Raw genomic sequence first — 24558 nt, 5'->3', positions numbered from 1 at the left:
TTAATTCTGTTTTAATAATTCCGTAACTTTCGGAACTTTATTATACTAATAGGTAAAAACAATTTAATGCTAAAAGCTGAACATATTAGGAAGACCTACAATGCCGGTAAAAAGGTAGCTTTGGATGACTTCAGCATCCATGTTCCGAAAGGAAGTGTATATGGTCTTTTAGGCCCAAACGGAGCCGGAAAAACTTCATTTATCCGTATCATTAATCAAATTACTCAGGCTGACTCGGGAGAAATCCAAATCAACGGAGAAAAGCTAAATCCTCATCATATCAAAAACATCGGTTACATGCCTGAAGAAAGAGGTTTGTATAAAAACATGACCGTTGGAGATCAGCTTCTCTATTTTGGAGAGCTGAAAGGAATGAGTAAAAACGATGCTTTACACGAAGCAAAGAAATGGTTTGATAAACTTCATATCGATCAATGGTGGAAGAAGAAGTTATCTGAACTTTCGAAAGGAATGGCTCAGAAAATTCAGTTTGTAGTGACCGTTCTTCACAGACCTCATCTTTTAATTCTGGATGAACCTTTTTCTGGTTTTGATCCCGTAAATGCCAATTTAATTAAAGACCAGATTATTGATCTTAAAAATAACGGTACTACAATTATCCTTTCTACTCACCGAATGGAAAGTGTAGAGGAAATGTGTGATTATGTTGCTTTGATCAACAATTCTAAGAAAATTATTGACGGAAGAGTTTTTGACGTTAGAGAAAAGTTTAAGAAAAATATTTTCGGAATTACACTTTCTGAGGTGAATGATTCTCAACTGGAAAGTTTCAAAAATAAATATGAGATCTTTAATATTACCAATGAAAATAATCTGGTTTCTTTTGATCTCAAAAATGAAGCTGACCAAAACCATATTCTTTTGGATCTTGTAAACGTAGGAAAGGTACGTTCATTCGACGAAAGAATTCCGAGTATGAATGAAGTGTTTATTAATGCCGTAAGTAATCATTCTTAATTTTATGAATAATATTATTTTAATTACTAAAAGAGAATTTCTTACGCAGGTTAAGAAAAAGTCTTTCGTTATACTGACATTACTGGCTCCGCTTCTGATCATTGCTTTTGGAGCAGTAATCGGATTGATGTTCAAAGCCAACGAATCACACAATATCATTGAAGTTGTTGACAACAGCGGTCTTTTCAAAAATGAGCTGAAATCTACAGATAAATTAGAATACAAAATCATCCCTTCTGCTGAAGAAAAGTCTACCATAAGTAATCTAAAGGGTAATGAAACTTTAGACGGAATTCTTATTTTACCACAGATACAGAACGGGAATTATGATGAGTTTCAGAAAAACACAAGGCTGATCGTCAACACAAAAATTGGGTTTGATACGAAACAGCGGATCATTTCTGATCTTAGTGATGTCATTAAAAAAGAAAAAATAAAGCAATTGGGCATTGCTGAAACTCAAATCGATGATCTTGATAAGGGTTTCACTCTTAAAACGATTAATGTTTCTGAAAATAATAAGGAAGATTCTGATCTGGCTTTAGGGGTAAAAAGTGTACTGAGCATGCTTCTTATGTATGTTACTTTCATGTTTATCATTATTTATGGGGTAAGAGTAATGAGAAGTGTATTGGAAGAAAAAAACAACCGTGTTGTGGAGATTATCATTTCTTCTGTGAAACCTTTTGAATTGATGATGGGAAAAATCTTAGGGGTAACTTTTGTAGCCCTGACTCAGTTTATTGTCTGGATTTCAATGTCTGTAGTCGGAGCTTTGGTTTTGAATACAGGATTTTCTTCAATGCAAAAAAATATTCCGGGAGGTGAGGAAGCTATGAGCAAATTGGATATTACTCAAATTGCAACACAAGTATCTCATAGTTTACTGGAATTAAATTTCCCTCTGATCATTTTTGTATTTATCGTATTTTTCCTTTTAGGATACATATTTTACAGTTCGATTTATGCAGCTATCGGTTCTGCTGTAGACAACGAGACAGAAACGCAACAGTTTACTTTATTTGCAGTATTACCTCTTATGTTAGGAATGTATGGAAGTTTTTCTTTCATCAATAATCCTGATGGACCGCTTGGTTTCTGGTTATCGATTATTCCGTTTACATCTCCTGTGGCTATGATTGCAAGAATTCCTTATGGTGTTCCTGCATGGCAAATTGCTTTGTCTATTGTATTGCTTTTAGGAACTACTTTATTCATGGTATTCTTGGCAGGAAAAATCTATCGAGTAGGAATTTTGATGTATGGCAATAAAGCGACTTTGAAGGAAATCTGGAAATGGATCAGAGGATAATTCTTTATTAACTACTATTCGTTAATGTAATATGGGAATTGGAAGACGAGAATTCATTAAGTTAATTAGCCTAGGCTTTTTAGGAATTGCAATTGATCCTTTAAAAGCTGTTCTAACCAATAATAATATTTACGTCAATAAAAAACTAGGTATTTATTTTGTGAAGCCTCAATATTGGGGTTTTATTGCAGTAAAAGATTTCGGAAATTTAAAAGAAAAACAATTAATAGGATCGGGAACTCAAGAAGAAAGCGATGAAATTTGGAAAGAATTAGACGAACCTATTTGTGTTATTACCAAGTTCTACGAAGATAAACCTGAATATTATGGTGTTTTTTCGCCAACAATAACTTTAACTGTAACTTCAAAATCTGAGCTTGAATATTTAGGATTTAAAACTTTTCAAGAGGTAATAGATTCTTCCGAAATAGGAACTTCATCCATTTTAAAGGATTTTAAAATAACAAAGCGATATAAGCCTTATTATATTAACAATATTAAATTTTATGAATTTGATTCCGAATATCTGTTCGAACATATTGAATTAAGTGAGCCTTTATTAGCACAGCTTAAAATTCTTAAAACTGAACACAACGGGTGTTATTATGATTTTAATTTTCATCAATCCAAAGCTCAAAATCAAACTGCTGAAATTGAATTTAAAAAATTTATCAACTCAATTAAACTAATTTGATCATTAAAAAATCCCGGAAATTACTTTCCGGGATCTTTATCTATTTAATCAACAAATTTTTATTTAAAAATATAACTTAGGCTTAAGCTCAACACCTGTTCAGACTTTTTCTTAGATGAATTAGGATCTAATTTTGATTCATCCAAATCCGGATAAGTGTTAGATAATCCCAAATCGTATTTAAAAGCTACTTCTAACTGTCTTTTGTAGCTATATCCAATTCCCAATCCAACTCCGAAATTAAAAGAATTCGCTTTTCCTAATGCGTCTTCTTTATAGATATCTCTGGATTCGTTTTTTACAGTTTGGTCTATTAAGAAGTTAAATCTAGGACCAACCAATCCATAGAATTCAGATTCTGCCTCTGAGAAATACCCTTTAAAATAAACAGGAACACTCAAATAATTATTAGCATACACCGCATCATAACCTTTCGTTCCTTTAGCATCTTTATCTTTACCTGTTTCACCTGCTCCATAGTATAAAACTTCGGGTTGCAGATAGAACTGATTAGCCTTTCCCATCGGAATAAGCGCTAAAAAACCTCCGTGAAATGCAAATCTCGGTCCGGAAGGATTATGTGCATTTTTCACTCTAGAATAGTTGGGTCCTGCAGTAACTCCAAATCTTGTACTACTAAAGTCTATCTGGGCAAACGACAAAGTAGAAAGAGCTAACGCTGAAGTTAATAAAAGTTTTTTCATGTCGATATTGATGTTTTTGTATTATTAATTTTTTTGATTGTTTAAAGATAGGTAATTATTCTAATTCTCCTGAAAATTTTGACAAAAAAAGCCTCGTAAAAACGAGGCTTATATTTTATTTCTTAAGAAAAAATTATCCTAATACTTTTGCTACAGTAGCACCGATATCAGCTGGAGAATCAACAACATTGATTCCGTTTTCTCTCATAATTTCCATTTTAGCCTGAGCCGTATCTTCAGCACCACCTACGATAGCACCTGCGTGACCCATTGTTCTTCCTTTAGGAGCAGTTTGTCCAGCAATGAACCCTACTACCGGTTTTGTAGAACCACTAGCTTTGTACCATCTTGCAGCTTCAGCTTCTAATCCACCACCAATTTCTCCGATCATTACAACCGCTTCAGTTTCTGGATCGTTGATGAATAATTCTAATGCTTCTCTTGTTGTAGTACCAATGATTGGGTCACCACCAATACCGATTGCAGTAGAAATACCGTAACCAGCTCTTACCACCTGGTCAGCAGCTTCATAAGTAAGAGTTCCTGATTTAGAAACAATACCTACTTTACCTTTTTTGAAAACAAAACCTGGCATAATACCAATTTTAGCTTCTTCAGAAGTGATGATTCCAGGACAGTTTGGCCCGATCAATCTGCAGTCTCTGTCAGCGATGTAAGATTTTACTTTTACCATATCTGCTACAGGAATACCTTCAGTAATACATACGATAACTTTGATACCTGCTTCTGCAGCTTCCATAATCGCATCTGCAGCAAATGCAGGTGGTACGAAAATGATACTTACATTAGCTCCAGCTTTTGCAACAGCATCAGCAACAGTATTGAATACAGGCTTTCCTAAGTGCTCGCTTCCTCCTTTTCCTGGAGTAACACCACCTACTACGTTGGTTCCGTATTCGATCATCTGGCTTGCGTGGAAAGTACCTTCGTTCCCTGTAAATCCTTGTACAATTACTTTAGAATCTTTGTTTACTAAAATTGACATTTTATTGTTGTTTTAATTTATTTTTATTTTCTATTAATGCTCACAAATTTACTTATTTTTCTTTGATTTCAGATAAAACTTTCGATTTGTTTATTTGAGATTTCTCAGTTTTACTTCTTTCTTCAGATATGTTTTAAAATCTTCTGCAAACATCCCGATATAAGTTCCTTTTTCAAGATCTCTGTTCACTCCGGTTTTCCCTAAAAGTACAGATCCACTCTCGATTTTATTTCCGGAAGCAATTCCAACTTGTCCCCACAACGTCACTTCATCTCCAATTACACAACAGCCTGCAATTCCTACCTGAGAAGCAATCAGACATTTTTTTCCGATCACTGTATCATGCCCAATCTGAATCTGATTGTCTAACACTGAACCTTCACCGATTATCGTAGAGTCTGTAACGCCTCTATCGATGGTACATCCGTTTCCGATTTCAACATTATTTTCGATCACAACATTTCCAACCGAGATTAAACGGTCGAAATTCCCATTTAATTTTCTGTAATAAAAAGCGTCACCACCTAAAACAGTATTGGATTGAATCACAACATTATCACCGATTACCGTTCTGTCACCGATAACAACATTAGGAAAAATAAGAGTATTCTTTCCGATCGTCACATTGTTTCCGATCACTGCAGAATGATGAATATGGGTTCCGTCTCCTATTTCAGCATCGTGAAGTTCTTCTCTGAAATTATATATTCTTGTAAAATGAGTATTGATCTTATTAAAATCTCTGAAAGGATCATCTGAAACTAAAAGAGCTTTTCCTTCCGGGCAATCTACTTCTTTATCAATTAAGATGATGGTAGCCGCAGAGTTTAGCGCTTTATCGTAATATTTAGGATGATTTACAAAAACTATTTCACCAGCTTTCACCATGTGAATCTCATTAGTTCCCAATACTTCAAAGTCTTCAGAACCAACAAATTTTGACCCGATAAGATCCGCAATAGTTTTCAATTTTTGTGGAGAATGAAATCTCATAATAATTGATTTTCTTATAAAACAAAATTCGGAATGCAAAGGCAAACCGAATTTATGTAAATTTTATTTAAAATTATTCTTTAACTCTTTCTAAGTAAGAACCGTCTTCAGTACTCACTTTGATTTTGTCTCCCGGTTCAATGAACAAAGGAACCATTACTCTTGCTCCTGTTTCAACGATCGCATTTTTAAGAGCATTTGTAGCTGTGTTTCCTTTTACTCCCGGATCAGCCTCGATTACATCAAGATAAACAGATTGAGGAAGTTCAGCAGAAAGCGGAGTCTCGTCAGCTTCTTTCAAAATGATAGTAACTTCTTCACCTGCTTTCATCAGGTTTGAGTTCTCGATCATTTCTTTATTTAAATATAACTGAGAGAAATCGTCGTTGTTCATAAAGTGGAATCCGTTCTCGTCATCATAAAGATATTGGAATTTTCTTGTGATAACTTTTACTTCTTCAATTTTGTGACCTGCAGAGAAAGTATTATCAATTACTTTTCCGTTTGTTACAGATTTTAATTTTGTTCTTACGAAAGCAGGTCCTTTCCCTGGTTTTACGTGAAGGAACTCGATTACTTTATAAATATCATTACTGTACTCAATGCACAGACCTTTTCTGATATCGTTACTTGTTGCCATTAATGTGTATTATCTTTTGTTTTTTATATTTTTTAATTATCTTTCCCTGTTCCGTATCCTTTTACGATACCTCTAGGTGAATTTTGGATGAACTGAAGAATTTCGTCTCTTTCAGCAGTTGGAAGCATTTCCTTTTCAATATGAGTAATTGCCTGAGAAACATTCATCTTCATTTGGAAGATCGCTCTGTAAATTTTTTGAATTTCAAAGATTTTTTCGTTGGTAAATCCTCTTCTTCTTAAACCTACTGAGTTAATTCCGGCATAAGACATCGGCTCTCTTGCCACTTTTACGTAAGGTGGAATATCTTTTCTCACCAAAGTACCACCAGAAATCATCACGTGTTTTCCAATTTTACCAAATTGATGTACAGCCGATAAACCTCCCATTACAGTATAATCACCTATTTCTACGTGACCTGCAATACCGCAACCGTTTACAATGATAACGTGGTCTCCGATAACACAATCGTGCGCAATATGAGAAGTCGCCATAATTAAACAGTTTGAACCAATTTTAGTAAATCCTAAAGCTTTAGTTCCTCTATTTACCGTTACACATTCTCTGATTGTAGTATCATCACCGATGATCGTTTGGGTATCTTCACCATCGAATTTCAAATCCTGAGGAATTGCAGAAATTACTGTCCCTGGAAAAATTCTACAATTTTTACCAATTCTTGCTCCATCCATGATGGTAACATTCGGGCCAATCCATGTTCCTTCTCCAATTTCCACATCCCCTGCAATAGTAGTAAAAGGTTCTACAATTACATTTTTGCTGATTTTCGCACGTTTATCTACGGCTGCTAATTGATGGATCATTTAATCAACTTTATTTTTTGCAACTTGGGCCATTAGTTCTGCTTCTACAGCTACTGTATCTCCTACGTAACCATAACCTTGCATATGAACAATTCCTCTTCTGATAGGTTCTATTAATTCAATTTTGAAAATAAGAGTATCTCCAGGAATTACTTTTCTCTTGAATTTTACTTTATCAATTTTAATAAAGTAAGTAGAGTAATTTTCAGGATCCGGAACACTTGCCAATACAAGAATTCCTCCTGTTTGTGCTAAAGCTTCAACTTGTAAAACTCCCGGCATTACAGGCTCTTTCGGGAAATGTCCAACGAAGAAAGGTTCGTTCATTGTAACATTTTTAAGACCTACAACATGAGAATCTGAAAGTTCAAGAACTTTATCAATCAATAAGAACGGGGGTCTGTGAGGCATTAGTCTCATAATTCCGTTGATATCGAAAACTGGTTCTTTTGTTAAGTCAAAATCAGGAACGTTTTTCTTTTTCTGTAATTTCCACTGACGGTTCAATTTTTTTGCAAACTGAGTATTTACAAAATGTCCTGGTTTGTTAGCAATTACTTTTCCTTTTATTTTCACACCAGCCAACGCCAAATCACCGATTACGTCTAGTAATTTGTGTCTTGCAGCTTCGTTTGGATAGTTTAAGTTCAGGTTATCAAGAATTCCGTTTGGTCTGATTGACACATTGTCTTTACCAAAAGCTTTCTTTAATTTCTCTGTAGTTTCAGGGGTAAGATCTTTATCTACATATACAATCGCATTAGAAATATCTCCACCTTTGATCAAACCGTGATCTAAAAGCATTTCTAATTCATGTAAGAAACTGAATGTTCTTGCAGATGAAATTTCTTCTTTAAATTCTGAAATATTTTTAAGGGTAGCATTCTGAGTTCCTAATACTTTAGTCCCAAAATCTACCATCGTAGTAATTTCGTAAGTATCCGAAGGGATAATCGTGATTTCTGATCCTGTAGCCGGATCGCTGTACGTAAGAACTTCTTTTACAACAAGGTATTCTCTTGCCGTATTTTGCTCAACAACTCCAACGCTTTCGATAGCTTCTACAAAAAACTTAGAAGATCCATCTAAAATTGGAGGTTCAGAAGCATCCATTTCTAAAATGGCATTATCAATATCACATCCTACTAAAGCCGCTAGAAGGTGCTCGCAAGTATTGATCTTTACTCCTAATTTTTCTAATGTTGTTCCTCTTTCTGTTGCAACGACATAATTAACATCAGCTTCGACTTGAGGGTGCCCCTCTAAATCTGTTCTTACAAATACAAAACCTGTATTTTCTTTTGCAGGTTTAATGGTTAATTTTACTTCTTTACCAGTATGAAGTCCGATTCCGGAAAGTGTCACTTCTTGCTGAAGTGTTTTTTGCATATCACTCATTAGTTTTATCTTTTGAGTTATTCTCAAGATTGTTTATTTTGTTTACAATTTCAGGTAAATTCCTGAAATGTACATAACTCCTTAAATAGTCGTTATAGCTGATTGCCGGAGAACCGTACAACGTTTCTTTATCATTAACGCTTGAATTCACTCCACTCTGAGCCTGAATTTTCACCTGATTTCCGATTTTAATATGACCAACAACTCCTACTTGCCCTCCAATCTGGTTCCAGTCACCGATAATCGTAGATCCTGCAATTCCTGCTTGTGCTGCAATTACATTATTCTGGCCTATTTTTACGTTGTGGGCAATTTGGATAAGATTATCGATCTTAGTTCCTTTCCCGATAATGGTAGAACCAATCGTAGCTCTGTCAATACTACAGTTAGAACCGATTTCCACATCGTCTTCAATGATAACGTTTCCTAATTGAGGGATTTTTTTGAAACCTTCCGGCGTTGGCTGAAAACCAAATCCATCACCTCCAATTACCGTATTGGAATGAATAACACAGTTATCACCAATCATGCAATAATCGTAGATTCTTGCGCCACTGTCGATCTTACAGTTTTTACCAATCTTTACACCTTTTCCTATATACACATGAGGATAGATTTGAGTTCCTTCTCCAATCTTAGCCTTTTCGGATACATAAGTAAAAGCGCCAATATATACTTTCTCACCCACCACCGCAGTATCATGAATAGAAGAACCGTCTTCAATTCCTTGTTTTCTACCCTGCATTTCCTGATACAGATTCATTAAAACCTGAAAAGAAAGGTAAGCGTCCTTTACCGCAATCACGGTAGGATTATATATATCTTTTGATAAAAGTTTTTCTGAAACGATGATAACGGAGCATTTGGTAGTATCCAAATAATGGGAAAATCTATCTTGTGCTATAAAAGAAAGATGCCCTGTTTCCCCTCCTTCAATAGGTGAAACTCCAGTAATAAGCGCATTCTCGTCACCTATTATTTTTCCGTCAATAAAACTTGCAATTTGCGAAGCTGTAAATTCCATATTCTGCAAAGATAAGAAATTCTGTAATTCGCAAACATTTTTTAATTTTCGGATTGTAAATTTTAATATACTTTAAGAAATTATGCTTGAAATATCTCTTGGAAATGTCAGAATATATCGAGTAGTCTTATTGGTGATCAATCCCGATAAAAGCTGATCTTCGGACTCCTCCAGTCTTATTTTCTTCCCGTTTTTCTGCAATAGAAAAATAGGTTGCTTTTTGGTATTGTATGGCAAAAGTTTTCGTTTAATTTCATGCACCAATTCATTTCCATTATCAATTCCGAAAAATTCATTGGTATTTTTTATTTTTTCTTCAATAAATCCGGCTTCAAATTCATGGGAAGAAATAATCGTCTTCGGCATGTTTCTCTGAATCACACATTTGCACCAATAGGATAAAATAAAATCACCTGCCGACTGCCAACTTTTCATTGCCTGAATTACATCGTTATCATCAAGCTGCGTAAATCTTTCAACATCTTCATCCGTAGCCGTATTTTTTCCTCTGTGTAAGAAGTATTTCAGATTTTCCGTAGCGGGAAGATCTACTCCTTGTGAAACAAGATATTTTGCTCTTTCTAAAATCTTAACCAAAAGAAACTCTGCCAACGCAGATGTTTTATGATAATACACCTGCCAATACATGAACATTCTCGCCGCGAGGAAATTCTCAATGGAATAAATACCTTTGGCATCGATCACCAATTCTCCTTCTTCACAAACGTTCATCATGGAGATAATTCGTTGCGTATTGATATTCCCTTCTGATACTCCCGTGAAAAAACTATCTCTTTTTAAATAATCTAATCGGTCAACATCTAATTGTGAAGAAATAAGCTGGTTGAAAAATTTCCTATGATATTTCCCCTGAAACATTTCAATGGCAACTGACAATTTCCCATCAAATTCCTCATTCAGTTTATTCATTAAGAGCAAAGAAAGGTTTTCATGATGCCAATCGTCCATCAACATGCTTTCTAATGCATGAGAAAATGGCCCATGTCCTATATCGTGCATCAAAATTGCCAACATCGCCCCTTTTTCTTCTTCTTCAGAAATTTTCACCCCTTTTTGCTTCAACGTTTCCAAAGCTGTAAACATCAAATGCATTGCTCCCAAAGCGTGATGAAACCTTGTATGGGTAGCTCCCGGAAAAATTAAATTCAAAAGACCTGTTTGCCCAATCCTTCTTAATCGTTGGAAATAAGGATGCTCAATGATGTCGAATAATATTTCGTGTGGAATTTTGATAAAACCGTGAACAGGATCGTTGATAATTTTTAGCTTATTCTGCATGAGAAAATAGGTGTATACTGCAAAAATAAGTTTTTTAAAGTTTCCTGTATGAATTATAACCAATAAAATCGCAAGTAAAACCGGCTTGCCATTTATTCAGAATTAAAGTTTTCAGAATACTTTTTAAACCTGTTTTTTATATCTATCTTTAAACTCTTATTCTCTTGAAGAAAAATTTAAAAGAAAGTATTTTCATTTAACGAAAATTTAACTATTAAAAGCTCTATTTTTATTGTTTTTAAAGGAATTTGGTCGAAATTTTGATACTATAACCGTGAAAAAATAAATATTATGTCAGAAAAGATATTATGGATAGATGATGAAATAGATTTACTAAAACCTCATATTGTATTCCTAGAAAAAAAAGGATATCAGGTAACTCCCGTAAATAATGTAAATGAAGCGTTGGAGTTGATGGATTCCGAAAAATTTGCACTTACCCTTATCGATGAAAATATGCCCGGAATTTCCGGACTGGAAGCTATTCCTATGATTAAAGAAAAGGATAATTCTTTAAAAATAGTAATGGTTACCAAAAGTGAAGAGGAACACATTATGGAAGAAGCCATAGGTTCTCAGATCGCAGATTATATATTAAAACCAGTAAATCCTAATCAGATTCTATTATCACTTAAAAAGAATCTTCAGGAAGATGATTTGGTTGAGCAAAAGACCATTTTACAATACCAGCAGGAATTCCGCAATCTATCGATGGAGCTTTCTTACCTGAGAACTTATCAGGACTGGGCAGAATATTATAAAAAAATCGTGAATTGGGAGCTTAAGTTTGATAAAGTTACCGATAACGAATTCGCAGATCTTCTTCAGTCTCAAAAAGAGGAAGCAAATATTCAGTTTGCTAAGTTTATTGAAAACAATTACGAAGACTGGTTGAGCGGTTCAGAAAAACCAATGATGAGTCATACTTTATTTAAGGATAAAGTAAAACCTGAGGTTGAAAAAGAAAAAGTTCTTTTGCTGATGGTGGATAATCTTAGATACGATCAGTGGAAAGTAATTGAACCTTTATTCACTAAACATTACAATAAAGTTTCTGAGGATTATTACTACAGTATTCTTCCTACCGCTACTCAATATGCCAGAAATTCATTTTTTGCAGGATTAATGCCTTCAGAAATAGAAAAACGTTTTCCAGACAAATGGTTTAATGATAACGAAGAAGGCAACAAAAACGAATTTGAGCGTGACTTTTTAGAAGATCAAATGAAAAGAATCGGTTTGAATTCTAAATCGATGAAGTATTTAAAAGTACTGAACGCTGATTTTGAAAGAAAGATTTACGATGACTTTAATCAGCATAAAAACAATGATCTATTAGTGATTGTTTATAATTTTATTGATATTCTTTCTCACGCCAAAACAGATAATCATATTGTTGACCAATTGATCCGAGATGATAAAACATTCCGATCTCTTACTTTGAACTGGTTTGAAAATTCATCTTTATTAAAAATAATAAAAGTAGCTGCCGAAAACGGATTCAAATTGGTGATTACAACTGACCACGGAACAGTTTACGTAAAAAAACCAAGCCGTGTTGTCGGTGACAGAGAAACCTCAACAAATATCCGTTATAAAACAGGGAAAAGTCTGACGTATGACAACAGTGATGTCTGGGCGGTTTCAAACCCTGAAAAACTGTTTCTTCCAAAAGGAAATTTAAGCTCGAAATACATCTTTGCTAAAAATAATATCTTTCTGGCTTATCCAAAGAATTACAATCATTTTGTAAATTATTATAAGGAAACCTATCAGCACGGAGGAATTTCTTTGGAGGAATGTATTATTCCGATCAGTATTTTAGAGCCTAAATAGTTTTACCACACCAAACAAACCACTAAAATATAAAAAATGAAAAAATCAATTTTAATTCTACCTGTATTAGCAGCTTTATCACTTGTTGCCTGTAAAAAAGAAAGCAGTAAAGCTCCGGAAACATCATCGGATTCTGTAGCAACGGCAATCCCTCATGATTCAGCTCAAACTCCTGCAACAGATTTAAAGGCTCCCGTAGACTCTGCCGCCGTAAAGAATACCCCTATTATAAAGGCTAAATCTACCGATGCTGCCGGAAAAACTATTGACATGACGTTTGACAATGATAAAAATACAGCAACCATTGTTTACGAAGGGGAAACTATTGAATTGAAAGGCCAACCAGCCGGTTCGGGAATTTATTATAAAAATGACCACTGGGAACTCAGAGGAAAAGGACTGGAAAACAATCTTTCGAAAGATGGAAAAGTTGTTTTCAAAGGAATTAAATAAAATTAAATGTCGGCTTTTGGGTCGACATTTGTTTTTTAGACTGTCTTTTGATATATTTCAACAATGAAATTAATTACATACAACGTCAACGGAATACGAGCAGCTTTTACCAAAGATTTTTTAGGATGGCTGAAAACTGCAGATCCCGATATTATTTGTATTCAGGAAAGCAAAGCTGGTAACGACCAAATAGATATCGAAAGTCTTGAAAAATTAGGTTATCACAGTTATTGGCACTCTGCCGTGAGAAAAGGCTACAGCGGTGTTGGAATTGCCTCAAAAACAAAACCTATTCACGTAGAATATGGTTGCGGAATTGAAAGTTATGATAACGAAGGACGAATTATAAGGGCTGATTTTGAAGGCTATTCTGCTATTTCTGTCTATGTTCCTTCTGCTTCCAATATCGAGAGACTAGAATTCAAAATGCAGTTTTGCCACGATTTTTTAAAGTATATTAAAGAGTTAAAAAAAACGATTCCTAATCTTATTATCTCCGGCGATTTCAATATCTGCCACGAAGCCATTGATATCCATGATCCTGTACGTTTAAAAAATGTTTCCGGTTTCCTTCCTATGGAAAGAGAATGGATGACTGATTTTATTAATGAATGTGAGTTGATAGACAGTTTCCGATTATTCAACCAAGATCCGGACAATTATACATGGTGGAGCTACAGGCAAAATTCGAGAGCAAAGAACAAAGGTTGGAGACTTGATTATAATTTTACCAGCTATGCTTTAAAAGATAAACTTACAAGAGCGGTTATTTTAAAAGAAGCGGTACATTCTGACCACTGTCCTGCTTTAGTAGAATTAGATGTTTAAAAGTTGATTTACAGCTTTAAAATATTTCTTCAAACATCGTTAATTAATCAAAATAAAAAAGCCAACTGTATCCAGTTGGCTTTACCATTTAAAATCATAAATTAATCGACAATTTCATATTCAACCGGAATTGTACCATGATTGATATTTCCGATCTCATCAAACGCTGCTTTAGACATGTCTAAAGATCTTGATGAATGGTAAGGTCCTCTATCATTTACTCTTACAACTACTGACTTACCATTATCCAAATTGGTCACCTTAATGTTTGTACCAAATGGAAGCGTTCTGTTTGCTGCTGTAAACTTTGAATTATCAAATACTTCACCGCTAGCTGTTTTTCTACCATTAAACTTATCGTGGTAGTACGATGCATAACTTGTTCTTTTCGCATCTGTGGTATTACTCGTAAAAGAGAAAATACCAAAGGTTGAAATCATCATTATGATTACGAGAATGAATCTTTTCATCATTTTGAATATTTTTGGGGTTTATGACGGAGCAAAAGTAACAGGATTATCTATAAAGACCTATTCAAAATGTTAAAAAACGTTAATTAAAAATTAATAAAACGTTAATAAAACTTATAAGTCCTTATCAATAGGCACTTTACACCATAGTGTTAAAGAATGTTAAAAAAAACACTAAAAAGTTAATTTAATTAACTAACTACAGCATAATTCCTACTACCTACAGTGAAAAACACCTTAATAATCAATGTTTTAAAACAATTAATCTCTTTATATTTTTAATAAAAAAACCAATGAAATAATCATTGGCTTCTCTATATTTAAATATTCTTAGACAAGTTCTCCGTATAAGTCAAACTCTTCAGCAGATGTAATTTTCACTTCGGCAAATTCACCGATCGAGATATACGTATCTTCAGCAGACACTAAAACGGTATTATCCACATCCGGAGAATCATATTCTGTTCTTCCTATAAAGTAGTTTCCTTCTTTTCTATCAAAGACACATTTAAAGGTTTTCCCTATTTTCTCCTGATTCTTTTCCCAAGAAATCTGAGACTGAAGCTCCATAATCTCTTCTACTCTCGCTTCCTTTACTTCTTGCGGGATATCATCCTCTAAAACATAAGCTGTAGTATTTTCTTCATGAGAATATGTAAAACAGCCTAATCTGTCAAACTTCTGCTCTCTTACCCAATCTTTCAGCTCCTGGAATCTTTCTTCAGTTTCTCCTGGATACCCTACAATAAGAGTCGTTCTGATTGCCATATCTGGAACTTTCTCTCTGAACTTCGCCAATAAAGCATCTGTTTTTTCATGAGTCGTTCCTCTTTTCATTGATTTAAGAAGATCTGAATTGATATGCTGTAACGGAATATCTATATAATTACAAACTTTCGGTTCTTCTCTGATGATATCCAGCACATCTTCCGGGAAACCGCTTGGGAATGCATAATGCAATCTGATCCATTCGATTCCTTCTACTTTTACCAATTCTTTTAAAAGATCCCCTAATGCTCTTTTTTTGTAGATATCTAATCCATAATAGGTAAGATCCTGAGCAATAAGTATTAATTCCTTCGTCCCTTTTTTTGCAAGCTTTGCCGCTTCATTCACTAATTTCTCAATCGGAGTGGAAACATGTCCTCCTCTCATCAACGGAATTGCACAAAACGAACATGGTCTGTCACACCCTTCAGATATTTTAAGATAAGCGTAATGTTTTGGAGTAGTCGTTAATCTTTCTCCTACTAGCTCATGTTTGTAGTCTGCTCCTAAATGTTTCAAAAGAACCGGAAGATCTCTGGTTCCAAAATATTGATCCACATCAGGAATTTCCTTAATCAGATCCGGTTTGTATCTTTCAGAAAGACATCCAGTAACAAAAACCTTCTCAACCTCTCCTCTATTTTTAGCATCAACATAGTCGAGAATGGTGTTGATAGATTCTTCTTTGGCATTATCGATAAATCCACAGGTATTGATCACCACAATATCTCCTCTGTCTTCATGCACCACTTCTTTACCATTGGCTTTTAGCTGGCTCATTAAAACTTCCGAATCGTACACATTTTTGGAACATCCCAATGTGACTACATTAATTTTCTTTTTACCTACAGATTTTGTTCGCATCTTTCTATTTTTCAGGGTGCAAAGATACAAAATAATAAAAAGGATAAATTAAAAAAATAAAACCACCTTAAAAAAGTGGTTTTCAGCAATTTTATTTAAAAGTTTTTATCTTTAAAATAGGGAGCGTTTTCATCTTTTTCAGAAAGTACAGCATCTTTATCTTCAATCTTCCAATCAATATTTAATTCGGGATCATTAAATCTCACAGCTCCTTCTGATTCTTTATTGTAAAAATTATCACATTTATAAGAAAAAACAGCCGTTTCACTCAACACAGAAAATCCATGTCCAAACCCTCTTGGAACATACAACTGTAATCTATTTTCGGCAGTAAGTTCAATACCAAACCATTTTCCATAAGTTGGAGAATCTTCTCTTAAATCTACAGCTACATCCCAAACTCTTCCTTCTAAACATGAAACCAATTTAGCTTGTGCATGCTTGCCTTTTTGTAAATGTAAACCTCTTAAAACGCCATACGAGGATTTTGAAATATTATCCTGTACAAAATGACCGTTCATTCCTGTTAATTCTTCAAATCTTTTTTCATTATATTTTTCAAAAAAGTATCCTCTGTCATCTTCAAAAACCGTAGGTTCTATGATGTAACAATCTTTTAATCGCGTTTCTTTAACCTTCATTTTTTATGAGAATTATATAAGTAGTTTAATGTTTAAAATTTATATTAATTACTATTAAAAGTAAATACTACTTTTATCGTTCTAAGCAGAATTTTAAAATCTAAATAGGGAGTATAACTTTTAATATAATATAAATCATATTCAAGTTTTTTTAGATTATCTTTTGGTGTTGCTTTTGGAAGATTAACTTGAGCCCAACCTGTAATACCTGGCTTTACAAGATGTCTCAAATCAAAATATGAATTCTCAGCAACCGATTCTTTAACATATTTTGGGCGCTCTGGTCGAGGGCCTATTATACTCATATCCCCATTCAAAACATTGAATAGTTGTGGTAACTCATCTATTTTTGTTTTCCTTAAAAATTTCCCAACAGGAAAAAGCCTATCATCTTTATCTTTTGTATACCCACCATCATGTCTCTTAGTCATAGTTCTAAGCTTATAGATCCTAAATCTCTTAGAATTTTTCCCAACCCTTTCCTGACTAAAAAAAACATTCCCAGGTGAACTCACAAAAACAAATAAACATCCCAATAAAATAATCAATATAGCCAATGGCAATAAAAGTATTGAAACTATTACATCAATAGTCCTTTTGAAAATAAAATCAAAATAATCTAGACCTATTGAAAAAACATCATCCACCAAATATTCATCCGAGTTAAGTTTCACTAATGGAATCCTTCCATTTATTTTTTCATAAAATTCATGAATTTCATAAACTTTTACTCCACTTAGTTTTGCCTCAATAATTTCGTTGGTGAGTTTCTCAGGTAAATGATTCAAATCTGAAGTTTCGATAATTATAGTTTTTACGTTTAATTTGTTAATATACTCTGAAATATTCTTTTTATCAACTTTTGAGTTAAAAAATACAGATTTATATGAATTTTTAAAATTTGCTTCTTTAAAAATTTTTTCTGAGATACTACTTACATTTATAAAAAGATATCTTTCAGAGTTTTTGGAAAGATTTAAATAGTTCTTCATTTTTAAATACTACAACTCATGAAAAATAACACTTTAGATTTTATACAAATATATATATATTATTTTATACCTTAAATGTTAAAAATTAGATGTTATCAAAAGGTTAATACATTAATGTTCATAAAAAATGAATCCAGATAATAAAGAATAAAATATACATTTATCTCATGTTCTAAGAATAAAATAAACCTACTCTTATTTCAACATATTAGACAATGTACAACAATATTTCCATCAAAAAATAAAATATTTATGTTTTTTAATGAGAACTTTTTTCTAAAACATTATAAAATTTCACACAATTTTCTATCATTATATTAATACTAAAATTTTCTAAATATCGCTTTCTTGCATTACTAGAATATTTATCATAGGTCTCTTGGTTTTGAAGTGTTTTAAGAATAGTTAATCCAATTTCCTTAGAATTTCGAGGAGTAACATTGAATCCTGAATACCCATCTTCATTTACCCAAGGAACACCACTACCATAAATTCTAGTTGCTACTACCGGTTTTCCAAATGCCATAGCTTCAATTTGCACAATAGCAAAGGCTTCTGTTTTTTCTATAGAACTTAGACAAAATAAATCACAAGCATTATAATATGCGTATAAATTTGCATCATCTAAATACCCTAATAATTCTACTTTGGAAGAAAGATTTTTCTTATTTATTAAATCCTGTAAATTACTTTTTAATGGTCCTTCTCCTCCTATCAATATTACATAATCATCATTAAGATAATCTGCTGCATTAATTAAATATTCAAAGCCTTTGTAATTTACTAATCTTCCAAGACTAAAAACAATTTTCTTATTCTTATATTTTTCTTTAATTTTTTTTAAAGCTGCAACATCAGAATATAAAGAAATATCTTCAATCCCAATAGGAAGAACATCACATTTACTTTTATATTTTTTTAAATCTTCCGAACATTCTATATAATTGGGACTTGTTGCAAGTATTAAATCAGCTCTTTTCAACAGCCAATTTTGTAATGGTTTATACAGCAGAAGTAGCTTTTTTTGCGCTAAAATATCACTATGCCAATGAAGAATAACTTTTCCTTTATAACCGCTAATAAACAATGCTAGTGCACTCATTGGATCTGGATGATGAATATGTATAATATCATATCTCTGCGCAATTTTTTTAAGTTTTGAAATTAATCTAATTGAAATTTTGGTTTTTGCCAACTCTATTATTGATGGTTCTATAAAAAGTTTCGAGAATGGATTAAATTCAATTATTTCTTCCTGTTCTGTTTTCTTTTCTGATGCGCAGAGCATATCACAATGTATCATTCTCTGAGACAATCCTAAAACTAGATCATACATCACTTTTTCAACACCTCCTTTTATAGGATAAAACTTACCCAACTGCAATATTTTCATCTTAGCCTGCTTTTAATGTGTACAACTCTTATTAAGAGCTCAGTTAATATTATAAGTCTGTATTTCAATTTGAAAAATAAATTATTAGAACTACGCTCTCCTGAGGCTGATAAATTATTCCCATGCCTTCTATATCCAACTAATTTTTTATTTAAAAACTGAACTTTACCAAAACATTCAGCAATCAATCCTAGCCAAATATCATGAGGAACTTCTTTTTGTGGAAATGGTAATGCAAAATCCAATACTGATCTTCTAAACGCCATGCAACATCCGAGATACGAATTTTTCACTAGATTTTTTAAAATACCCTGCCTAGATTTATTAAGCTTAAAGTATGATGAAAAAAGTTCTTGATTATCTTTATTTACAACTCTACAATCATGCAATACCAAGTCATTATTTTCCAATACTTTTCTACATACTTGTATTTTATCATCCTCCCAAATATCATCTTGATCTGCTAAAAAAATAAAGTTTCCTTTAGCATTAATTATGGCATTTTCAAAGTTTTTTGAAACATAACCAAATGCATTTTTTTTATTTGTTTTATTATTCAAAAATATTTTTATCCGATTATCCTTATAATTTTTTATAATGTTTAGAGTGTCATCGGTAGAACCATCGTCAGATATAATTATTTCATCATCAATATTCAATTGCTTCAAAATAGAATCAACTTGCGCCTTTATATAGTCTTGTCCATTATAAGTCGCTATACAAACTGAAACTGATTCTTTTATCATATCTTTAGACGCTTATAATTGAACTTTATCTTTAAAATATAATAATTTAATAAATTTATATTAGTATATTTTTTAACAAATTTAAAAGTTTTAATCTGCTCTTTTAAAATGTTAGGAAATAAAAACACTTTATTAACGAATGTCTTTACAGAAACTTCATTTGCTCCAATAGTATTATTAGAATGCTGTCTATAAAGCATCAAAGATGTATTTATATAACTTACCACTCCTTTCTGGAGAGCTTTAATCATTATATACCAATCATGCATCAACATATCTTCATCATAATCCGTTAAATGTTTTTTTAATTCATTATTGAATATCATTGTGCATCCAGGACTACAATTAAAGACACTAATGAATTTTGGATTTGATAAAAGAATTTCCGGAAAGGTTTTATTATAATTCCAAAAAGAGTTATTGACTAAGTTTAATTTTTCATCGACAATTTTTGCATCGGAAAATACCAAAGCGGGTTCTCCTTTTGTTTCTATTTGAACTATCCTAGATATAGATTTTTCAATTTTATTTTGCAGCCAAACATCATCCTGATCACAGAACATATAATAATCTGAATTCACTTTTTTCAACAAATCCATAAAGCTCAATGCCGCGCCCAGATTAGCTCCTTTAAAAAAATGAATATTAGAATACCCATTAATATACTCTTGAATAATGTCTATAGTACAATCTGTAGATCCATCATCTCTAATATAGATATCAAAATGAGAAAAACTCTGCTGTAAAATAGAATCAATTTGTTCCTTAAGATATTTCTCTCCGTTATAGGTTGATAATAATATGGCTAGTGTTTTCATTTATTTTACTATTACTAATTTAACATAAAAGATATCTAGTAATAAAAAACCTAGAGAAATCATCCAGACAGAAAGCTTTCCAAGCCATTTAAATCTCTCTGAAAACAAATAAAAAATAGTAGGTATCAAAATTATTTCAACAACACCTAATAATTCTTGTATTCTAAAAGAAAAAACCGGAATTCTACTAAAGAACAAAAAGCTAAAAAGGGATAAACTATATATTTTTAAATATATATATAAGTGCGGAAAAAAATGAGAGATTTTTTTAGATTGATAAAATATTACATAAAAAATAAGTATTCGTATTAATAATAATGCGTTAAATGGATTAATCTTCGAGTCTTTTAAAAATCCAGATTTTGTAGCTTCTTCATACAAATCTATTTTATTCTGAAGAATCGGGATAGGTATATTGATATGGAGATATGTGTTTAAAAAATAGAAGATATATCCCAGAGGAATCAACATAGCATAGATCCATGTATTTCTATTACTATTTCTTATCAAAGGAAAAAGCAATACAAGAAAACAAGATTGATGAAAAATAATTGCCAAAAATGAAAAGATAGCAAAAAAAACATATTTTTTCTCACTTAAAAAATATATTGAAAATAAAACAAATCCTGTAGCAACTCCAATCCTTATTTGAGTAAATTCATGTAAAAGAAAATAATGTGAAAAGTATATAAGTATGGATCCCCATAACAATGGGGTTATTTTTTTTATTGCTAAAATTTTAGTAGTTACTCCAATAAAGGCATACGCCAGTAGCAAATATTGAAATTGAAGATGTAACAAGTTTTTTATAAGCACTTTAATAAGATAAAATGAATATTCCACCGTTCCATCATCAATTTTTCTCATCCTCCAGAAAGAACGGTATACATAATAATCATTATCCACTCCCTTTCCTCTTAAGCCAGCCGTGAAAATTAAAGCTATCATCACTAAAAATAAAAATATATTATTTAAATATTTATTTTCAGGACTAATAACATATAACACTGTTATTACGGCAAATAAAAAGAAAAGTAATACAATCATTTATAATTTTCGTCTATTAAATATGTCTACTTTATTGATTTTTTTTAAGTTTTTTAACAAAAAAACAAAGCCCGAAATTATTAAATTACCTAATGAAATTTAATTTCAAAAAAAATAATTAAATAAAATTTCTAAAGCATATCATTCACTTTTCAAATTCCATCTTGAAATCCATGAACTGTATTTTTTATAACAACTCTGTTAAAATTCAAAACAACATAAATACAGTGGCTATCTATATTATATTTAGTGAACTTTGTCAATAAAACAACCAGAGTAGCATTTATTCATCAATTCTTAAATATTTTTTTAAAGAAAGATTTTTCTCCCTCTGCATGATAACCATATCCAAACTTATTACCATATCCGAAATTAGATTCTTTGATCCCATTTAAAATTATTCCGACATTTTTAAGTTTATTATCCTCGTTTGAATGATTCAAAAATTCTATATATTTTTTTTCGGTGATTTCTGATCTCGTAACATATACAATTACATCGCTTTTATCTGCAATAAGGAAAGAATCTGTTACTAAAAGAAGAGGGGCTGTATCCAAAACAATATACTTGTATTTATTCTGCTCTTTAATCATTACTAATAACTCATCCAATCTACCATTTTGCAAAAGATCTGATGGATTTGGTGGAATGGATCCAGAATAAATAAAGTCACAGTTATCATTATATCCGCTCGGATGTATGATTTCGTTAACATTCTGAACATCTTCACTTAGAAATTCCGTTAAGCCTTTTGCTGATTTCATAGAAGGGTTATAACGTTGCAGTTGAGGATTTCTGACATCTGCACCAATCACCAATACTTTATCTCTGGAAGAAGCTAATATGATTGAAAGATTAGTAGAAATAAATGTTTTCCCTTCTCCTTTTACAGATGAAGTAACCATAATAGTATATGGAGATTCCTTACTAGGCAGTAAGAATCTTAAATTTGTAACAAAGATCCTGAACGCTTCAGCCATTGGTGAAACATCATTAAAACTCACAAGCGCATTTTCCTTGTTTTTCAATCTTGGAATTTCAGCAAGAACTGGAATTTTGGTAAGTTTTGTGAGATCAGCCCTTTTAATGATTTTACTTTGTAATAATCCTTTCAAATATATAATTGAAAACGGAATTAGGGCACCAACTAAAAGAAACATTCCCAAAATCACCATTTTTCTAGGGGCAATTGGATTTTTAAATACAAACGCTTTATCCAACACCCTTGCTTTATCAGCTGTAATTTCCATACTTATAGCAGCCTCTTCTCTTTTTTGTAAAAGTAGCAGATAAAGGTTCTCTTTTATTTGTTGTTGCCTTTCTATACTTCTAAATAATTTTTCTTGGGCAGGTATTTTGCTGATCATATGTTCAGAGCCTCCTAATTGCCCCTCCACTTTTTTCTTTGCCAATTCTAATGAGGTTACATTTTTCTGTAATGACTGTGACAAAGAGGACTTCATTTCTTCAATCTGTTTATTGGCATCTTTCACCAATGGATTGTCTGGAGTAGCATTTTCTAAATATTTATTTCTTTGTAATACAATCGCATTATACTCTTGAATTAATTTTACAGCCCCATCATTTTCCAACCCTATATTAAGGGGTAAAACATCTCCTTTTCCTTTTTTATTTAAACTATTTTGAAGAATTTTATTAAGTTCCAGCTGAGTCCCTAATTCTAATATCTGAGCTTTGCTTTGCTCTTTTAGCTGGAGATTAATTCTTGCTTCCGTTGGCAGATCAACAATATTATTATTAGCTTTGTAATCTTCTTTTTCGGTTTCAACATTTCCTAATTCGCTAGATATAAGTGTAATTCTTTTATCGATAAAGTCTTTTGTTTTTTTAGATTCAATGTTTTTATCATTAATTGCATACACATTGTATTGTCTTACTAGGCCATTAAGAAAATCTTTTGCTTTATCTTTATTTTGAAAGTTTACCGCAAGACTTATAATAGTTCCTTCTTTATCCAACAAATCAACTGTTAAAGCCTCTTGAAAACCATTTACAGTACTTTCAAAATCATTATAATTAAAATAAACTTCTGATAACTTTACTTTTGCAGATGCTTTAAATGTTGGGTTTTTCCCAATCATTATTGTCGCAAAAGGTAAATTTGTAGTTTTATCGTAAGAGGTCTTTACTTCCTGCTTCCATTCATCGGACGATAATATAATTTCATTCCCTCTCGTTTTAATAAAAATAGGAGTTTTAGGTAATTCAGTATTTTTCTTTTCTTGTATTACCCTAATAATGTAAGGATTTGTAACTCCATAGAGTTCTAAATCATAAAAGGTTTGTTTAGTATATGTTGGGGTCTGAAAATTATGTTCCTTCAAAACATCTTCTACTATAGTTTTGGATGCAAAAACACCCATTTCATTTTCAATACTATTAGTACTCATTCCTCCAATTCCTCCCAAACCCTGAAGTACACCAATATCTCCAGCAGCAGAAGGCATTTTATTGGCATCTTTTATAAGCACAGAAGTCTGAGCTTTATAAATAGGAACTGTAGATTTAATATAAAATACTGCCAAAACAAACATCAATATGACAGAGATAAAAAAATACTTCCAATTTTTTAAATAAGGAGCTAAAATTTCTTTTATACTAGTTTCTTCTTCTAAATATTTCTTATCCATTTTTTCGGATTATCACATCAATTATACATTCTTTCAGAATTTCATCTGAAATCCTGCAAATATATATTTTTTTTATAAAAATGTCGTTCTATTCTCCCTTTAAATTGCTTTTTTAGTTATCATCAATGTCTTTAATTTATCAATATTAAAAACACTTTTTACTAAATAAAACTGCTTAT

General features: G+C 32.1%; 23 protein-coding genes. 6 read left to right on the top strand and 17 right to left on the bottom strand.

Going from position 1 to position 24558, the window contains the following annotated elements; all coding sequences use genetic code 11:
• Positions 1–66 precede the first annotated feature (66 nt).
• Genes RM51_RS07275 through RM51_RS07265 form a run of 3 tightly spaced genes read left to right on the top strand, consistent with a single transcriptional unit; the run spans position 67 to position 2984 of the window.
• Positions 67–978, top strand: coding sequence for an ABC transporter ATP-binding protein (locus tag RM51_RS07275; RefSeq protein WP_039366927.1), 912 nt, complete (start codon positions 67–69; stop codon positions 976–978).
• Between the two features lie 4 nt (positions 979–982).
• Positions 983–2290: an ABC transporter permease gene (locus RM51_RS07270; RefSeq protein ID WP_039366924.1), complete on the top strand. Its 1308-nt coding sequence runs from the start codon at positions 983–985 to the stop codon at positions 2288–2290.
• Between the two features lie 31 nt (positions 2291–2321).
• Positions 2322–2984 (top strand): hypothetical protein, encoded by a 663-nt coding sequence (locus RM51_RS07265; RefSeq protein ID WP_039366921.1) that lies wholly within the window; start codon positions 2322–2324, stop codon positions 2982–2984.
• Positions 2985–3043: 59 nt separating this feature from the next.
• Here the strand turns inward: RM51_RS07265 and RM51_RS07260 are convergent, their stop codons facing one another.
• From RM51_RS07260 to RM51_RS07225, 8 genes are all read right to left on the bottom strand, one after another.
• Complete coding sequence (locus tag RM51_RS07260; protein WP_039366919.1) at positions 3044–3688, bottom strand: porin family protein; 645 nt, start codon at positions 3686–3688, stop codon at positions 3044–3046.
• A 133-nt stretch (positions 3689–3821) separates the two neighbouring features.
• Positions 3822–4694, bottom strand: a complete 873-nt coding sequence (gene sucD, locus RM51_RS07255) for a succinate--CoA ligase subunit alpha (RefSeq protein ID WP_039366916.1) — start codon at positions 4692–4694, stop codon at positions 3822–3824.
• A gap of 90 nt (positions 4695–4784) precedes the next feature.
• Complete coding sequence (locus RM51_RS07250) at positions 4785–5687, bottom strand: UDP-3-O-(3-hydroxymyristoyl)glucosamine N-acyltransferase (RefSeq protein ID WP_039366913.1); 903 nt, start codon at positions 5685–5687, stop codon at positions 4785–4787.
• A 73-nt stretch (positions 5688–5760) separates the two neighbouring features.
• A complete protein-coding gene (gene efp / locus RM51_RS07245; RefSeq protein WP_039366910.1) occupies positions 5761–6327 on the bottom strand; it encodes an elongation factor P in 567 nt (188 codons plus the stop codon).
• 32 nt (positions 6328–6359) lie between these two features.
• Entirely contained in the window at positions 6360–7151 is a 792-nt protein-coding gene (gene lpxA, locus RM51_RS07240) for an acyl-ACP--UDP-N-acetylglucosamine O-acyltransferase (protein ID WP_039366907.1), read from the bottom strand.
• The gene (locus RM51_RS07235) at positions 7152–8549 is read right to left on the bottom strand and encodes a bifunctional UDP-3-O-[3-hydroxymyristoyl] N-acetylglucosamine deacetylase/3-hydroxyacyl-ACP dehydratase (protein ID WP_039366904.1); all 1398 of its coding nucleotides are present in this window, start codon (positions 8547–8549) and stop codon (positions 7152–7154) included.
• Entirely contained in the window at positions 8542–9573 is a 1032-nt protein-coding gene (gene lpxD / locus RM51_RS07230; protein WP_039366902.1) for a UDP-3-O-(3-hydroxymyristoyl)glucosamine N-acyltransferase, read from the bottom strand. Before lpxD ends, RM51_RS07235 begins: the two co-directional genes overlap by 8 nt.
• Positions 9574–9645: 72 nt before the next feature.
• Complete coding sequence (locus RM51_RS07225) at positions 9646–10872, bottom strand: HD domain-containing protein (RefSeq protein WP_039366899.1); 1227 nt, start codon at positions 10870–10872, stop codon at positions 9646–9648.
• A gap of 291 nt (positions 10873–11163) precedes the next feature.
• On the opposite strand from RM51_RS07225, the gene porX reads away from it, so the two are divergent.
• From porX to RM51_RS07210, 3 genes are all read left to right on the top strand, one after another.
• Complete coding sequence (porX, locus tag RM51_RS07220; protein ID WP_039366896.1) at positions 11164–12708, top strand: T9SS response regulator signal transducer PorX; 1545 nt, start codon at positions 11164–11166, stop codon at positions 12706–12708.
• A gap of 36 nt (positions 12709–12744) precedes the next feature.
• Entirely contained in the window at positions 12745–13161 is a 417-nt protein-coding gene (locus RM51_RS07215) for an MliC family protein (RefSeq protein ID WP_052248430.1), read from the top strand.
• Between the two features lie 63 nt (positions 13162–13224).
• A complete protein-coding gene (locus tag RM51_RS07210; RefSeq protein WP_039366892.1) occupies positions 13225–13989 on the top strand; it encodes an exodeoxyribonuclease III in 765 nt (254 codons plus the stop codon).
• A gap of 101 nt (positions 13990–14090) precedes the next feature.
• Here RM51_RS07210 and RM51_RS07205 read toward each other — a convergent pair whose 3' ends face one another.
• The 9 genes from RM51_RS07205 to RM51_RS07165 all read right to left on the bottom strand — a co-directional run bounded on the left by RM51_RS07205 (position 14091) and on the right by RM51_RS07165 (position 24379).
• Positions 14091–14462 carry a septal ring lytic transglycosylase RlpA family protein gene (locus tag RM51_RS07205; RefSeq protein ID WP_039366889.1) on the bottom strand — a complete coding sequence of 124 codons (372 nt, stop codon included), beginning with the start codon at positions 14460–14462 and terminating at the stop codon, positions 14091–14093.
• Positions 14463–14789: 327 nt separating this feature from the next.
• A complete protein-coding gene (gene rimO / locus RM51_RS07200; protein WP_039366885.1) occupies positions 14790–16091 on the bottom strand; it encodes a 30S ribosomal protein S12 methylthiotransferase RimO in 1302 nt (433 codons plus the stop codon).
• A gap of 95 nt (positions 16092–16186) precedes the next feature.
• Entirely contained in the window at positions 16187–16732 is a 546-nt protein-coding gene (rfbC, locus tag RM51_RS07195) for a dTDP-4-dehydrorhamnose 3,5-epimerase (protein ID WP_039366882.1), read from the bottom strand.
• Positions 16733–16776: 44 nt separating this feature from the next.
• Positions 16777–17724, bottom strand: coding sequence for a sugar transferase (locus RM51_RS07190; RefSeq protein ID WP_052248429.1), 948 nt, complete (start codon positions 17722–17724; stop codon positions 16777–16779).
• A gap of 259 nt (positions 17725–17983) precedes the next feature.
• Complete coding sequence (locus RM51_RS07185) at positions 17984–19117, bottom strand: glycosyltransferase (RefSeq protein ID WP_039366880.1); 1134 nt, start codon at positions 19115–19117, stop codon at positions 17984–17986.
• The gene (locus RM51_RS07180) at positions 19114–19863 is read right to left on the bottom strand and encodes a glycosyltransferase (protein ID WP_039366878.1); all 750 of its coding nucleotides are present in this window, start codon (positions 19861–19863) and stop codon (positions 19114–19116) included. The genes RM51_RS07185 and RM51_RS07180 overlap by 4 nt, the downstream gene beginning before the upstream one ends.
• Positions 19860–20681 carry a glycosyltransferase family 2 protein gene (locus RM51_RS07175; protein WP_052248428.1) on the bottom strand — a complete coding sequence of 274 codons (822 nt, stop codon included), beginning with the start codon at positions 20679–20681 and terminating at the stop codon, positions 19860–19862. Before RM51_RS07175 ends, RM51_RS07180 begins: the two co-directional genes overlap by 4 nt.
• Complete coding sequence (locus RM51_RS07170; RefSeq protein ID WP_039366875.1) at positions 20682–21728, bottom strand: EpsG family protein; 1047 nt, start codon at positions 21726–21728, stop codon at positions 20682–20684.
• Between the two features lie 290 nt (positions 21729–22018).
• Complete coding sequence (locus RM51_RS07165) at positions 22019–24379, bottom strand: GumC family protein (protein WP_039366872.1); 2361 nt, start codon at positions 24377–24379, stop codon at positions 22019–22021.
• Positions 24380–24558: the final 179 nt, after the last annotated feature.

It is taken from the genome of Chryseobacterium taiwanense (assembly GCF_000813825.1).
GTDB lineage: Bacteria > Bacteroidota > Bacteroidia > Flavobacteriales > Weeksellaceae > Chryseobacterium > Chryseobacterium taiwanense.
Note: the sequence above shows the minus strand (reverse complement) of the source record. Positions and strands in the feature narration are given on the sequence as shown.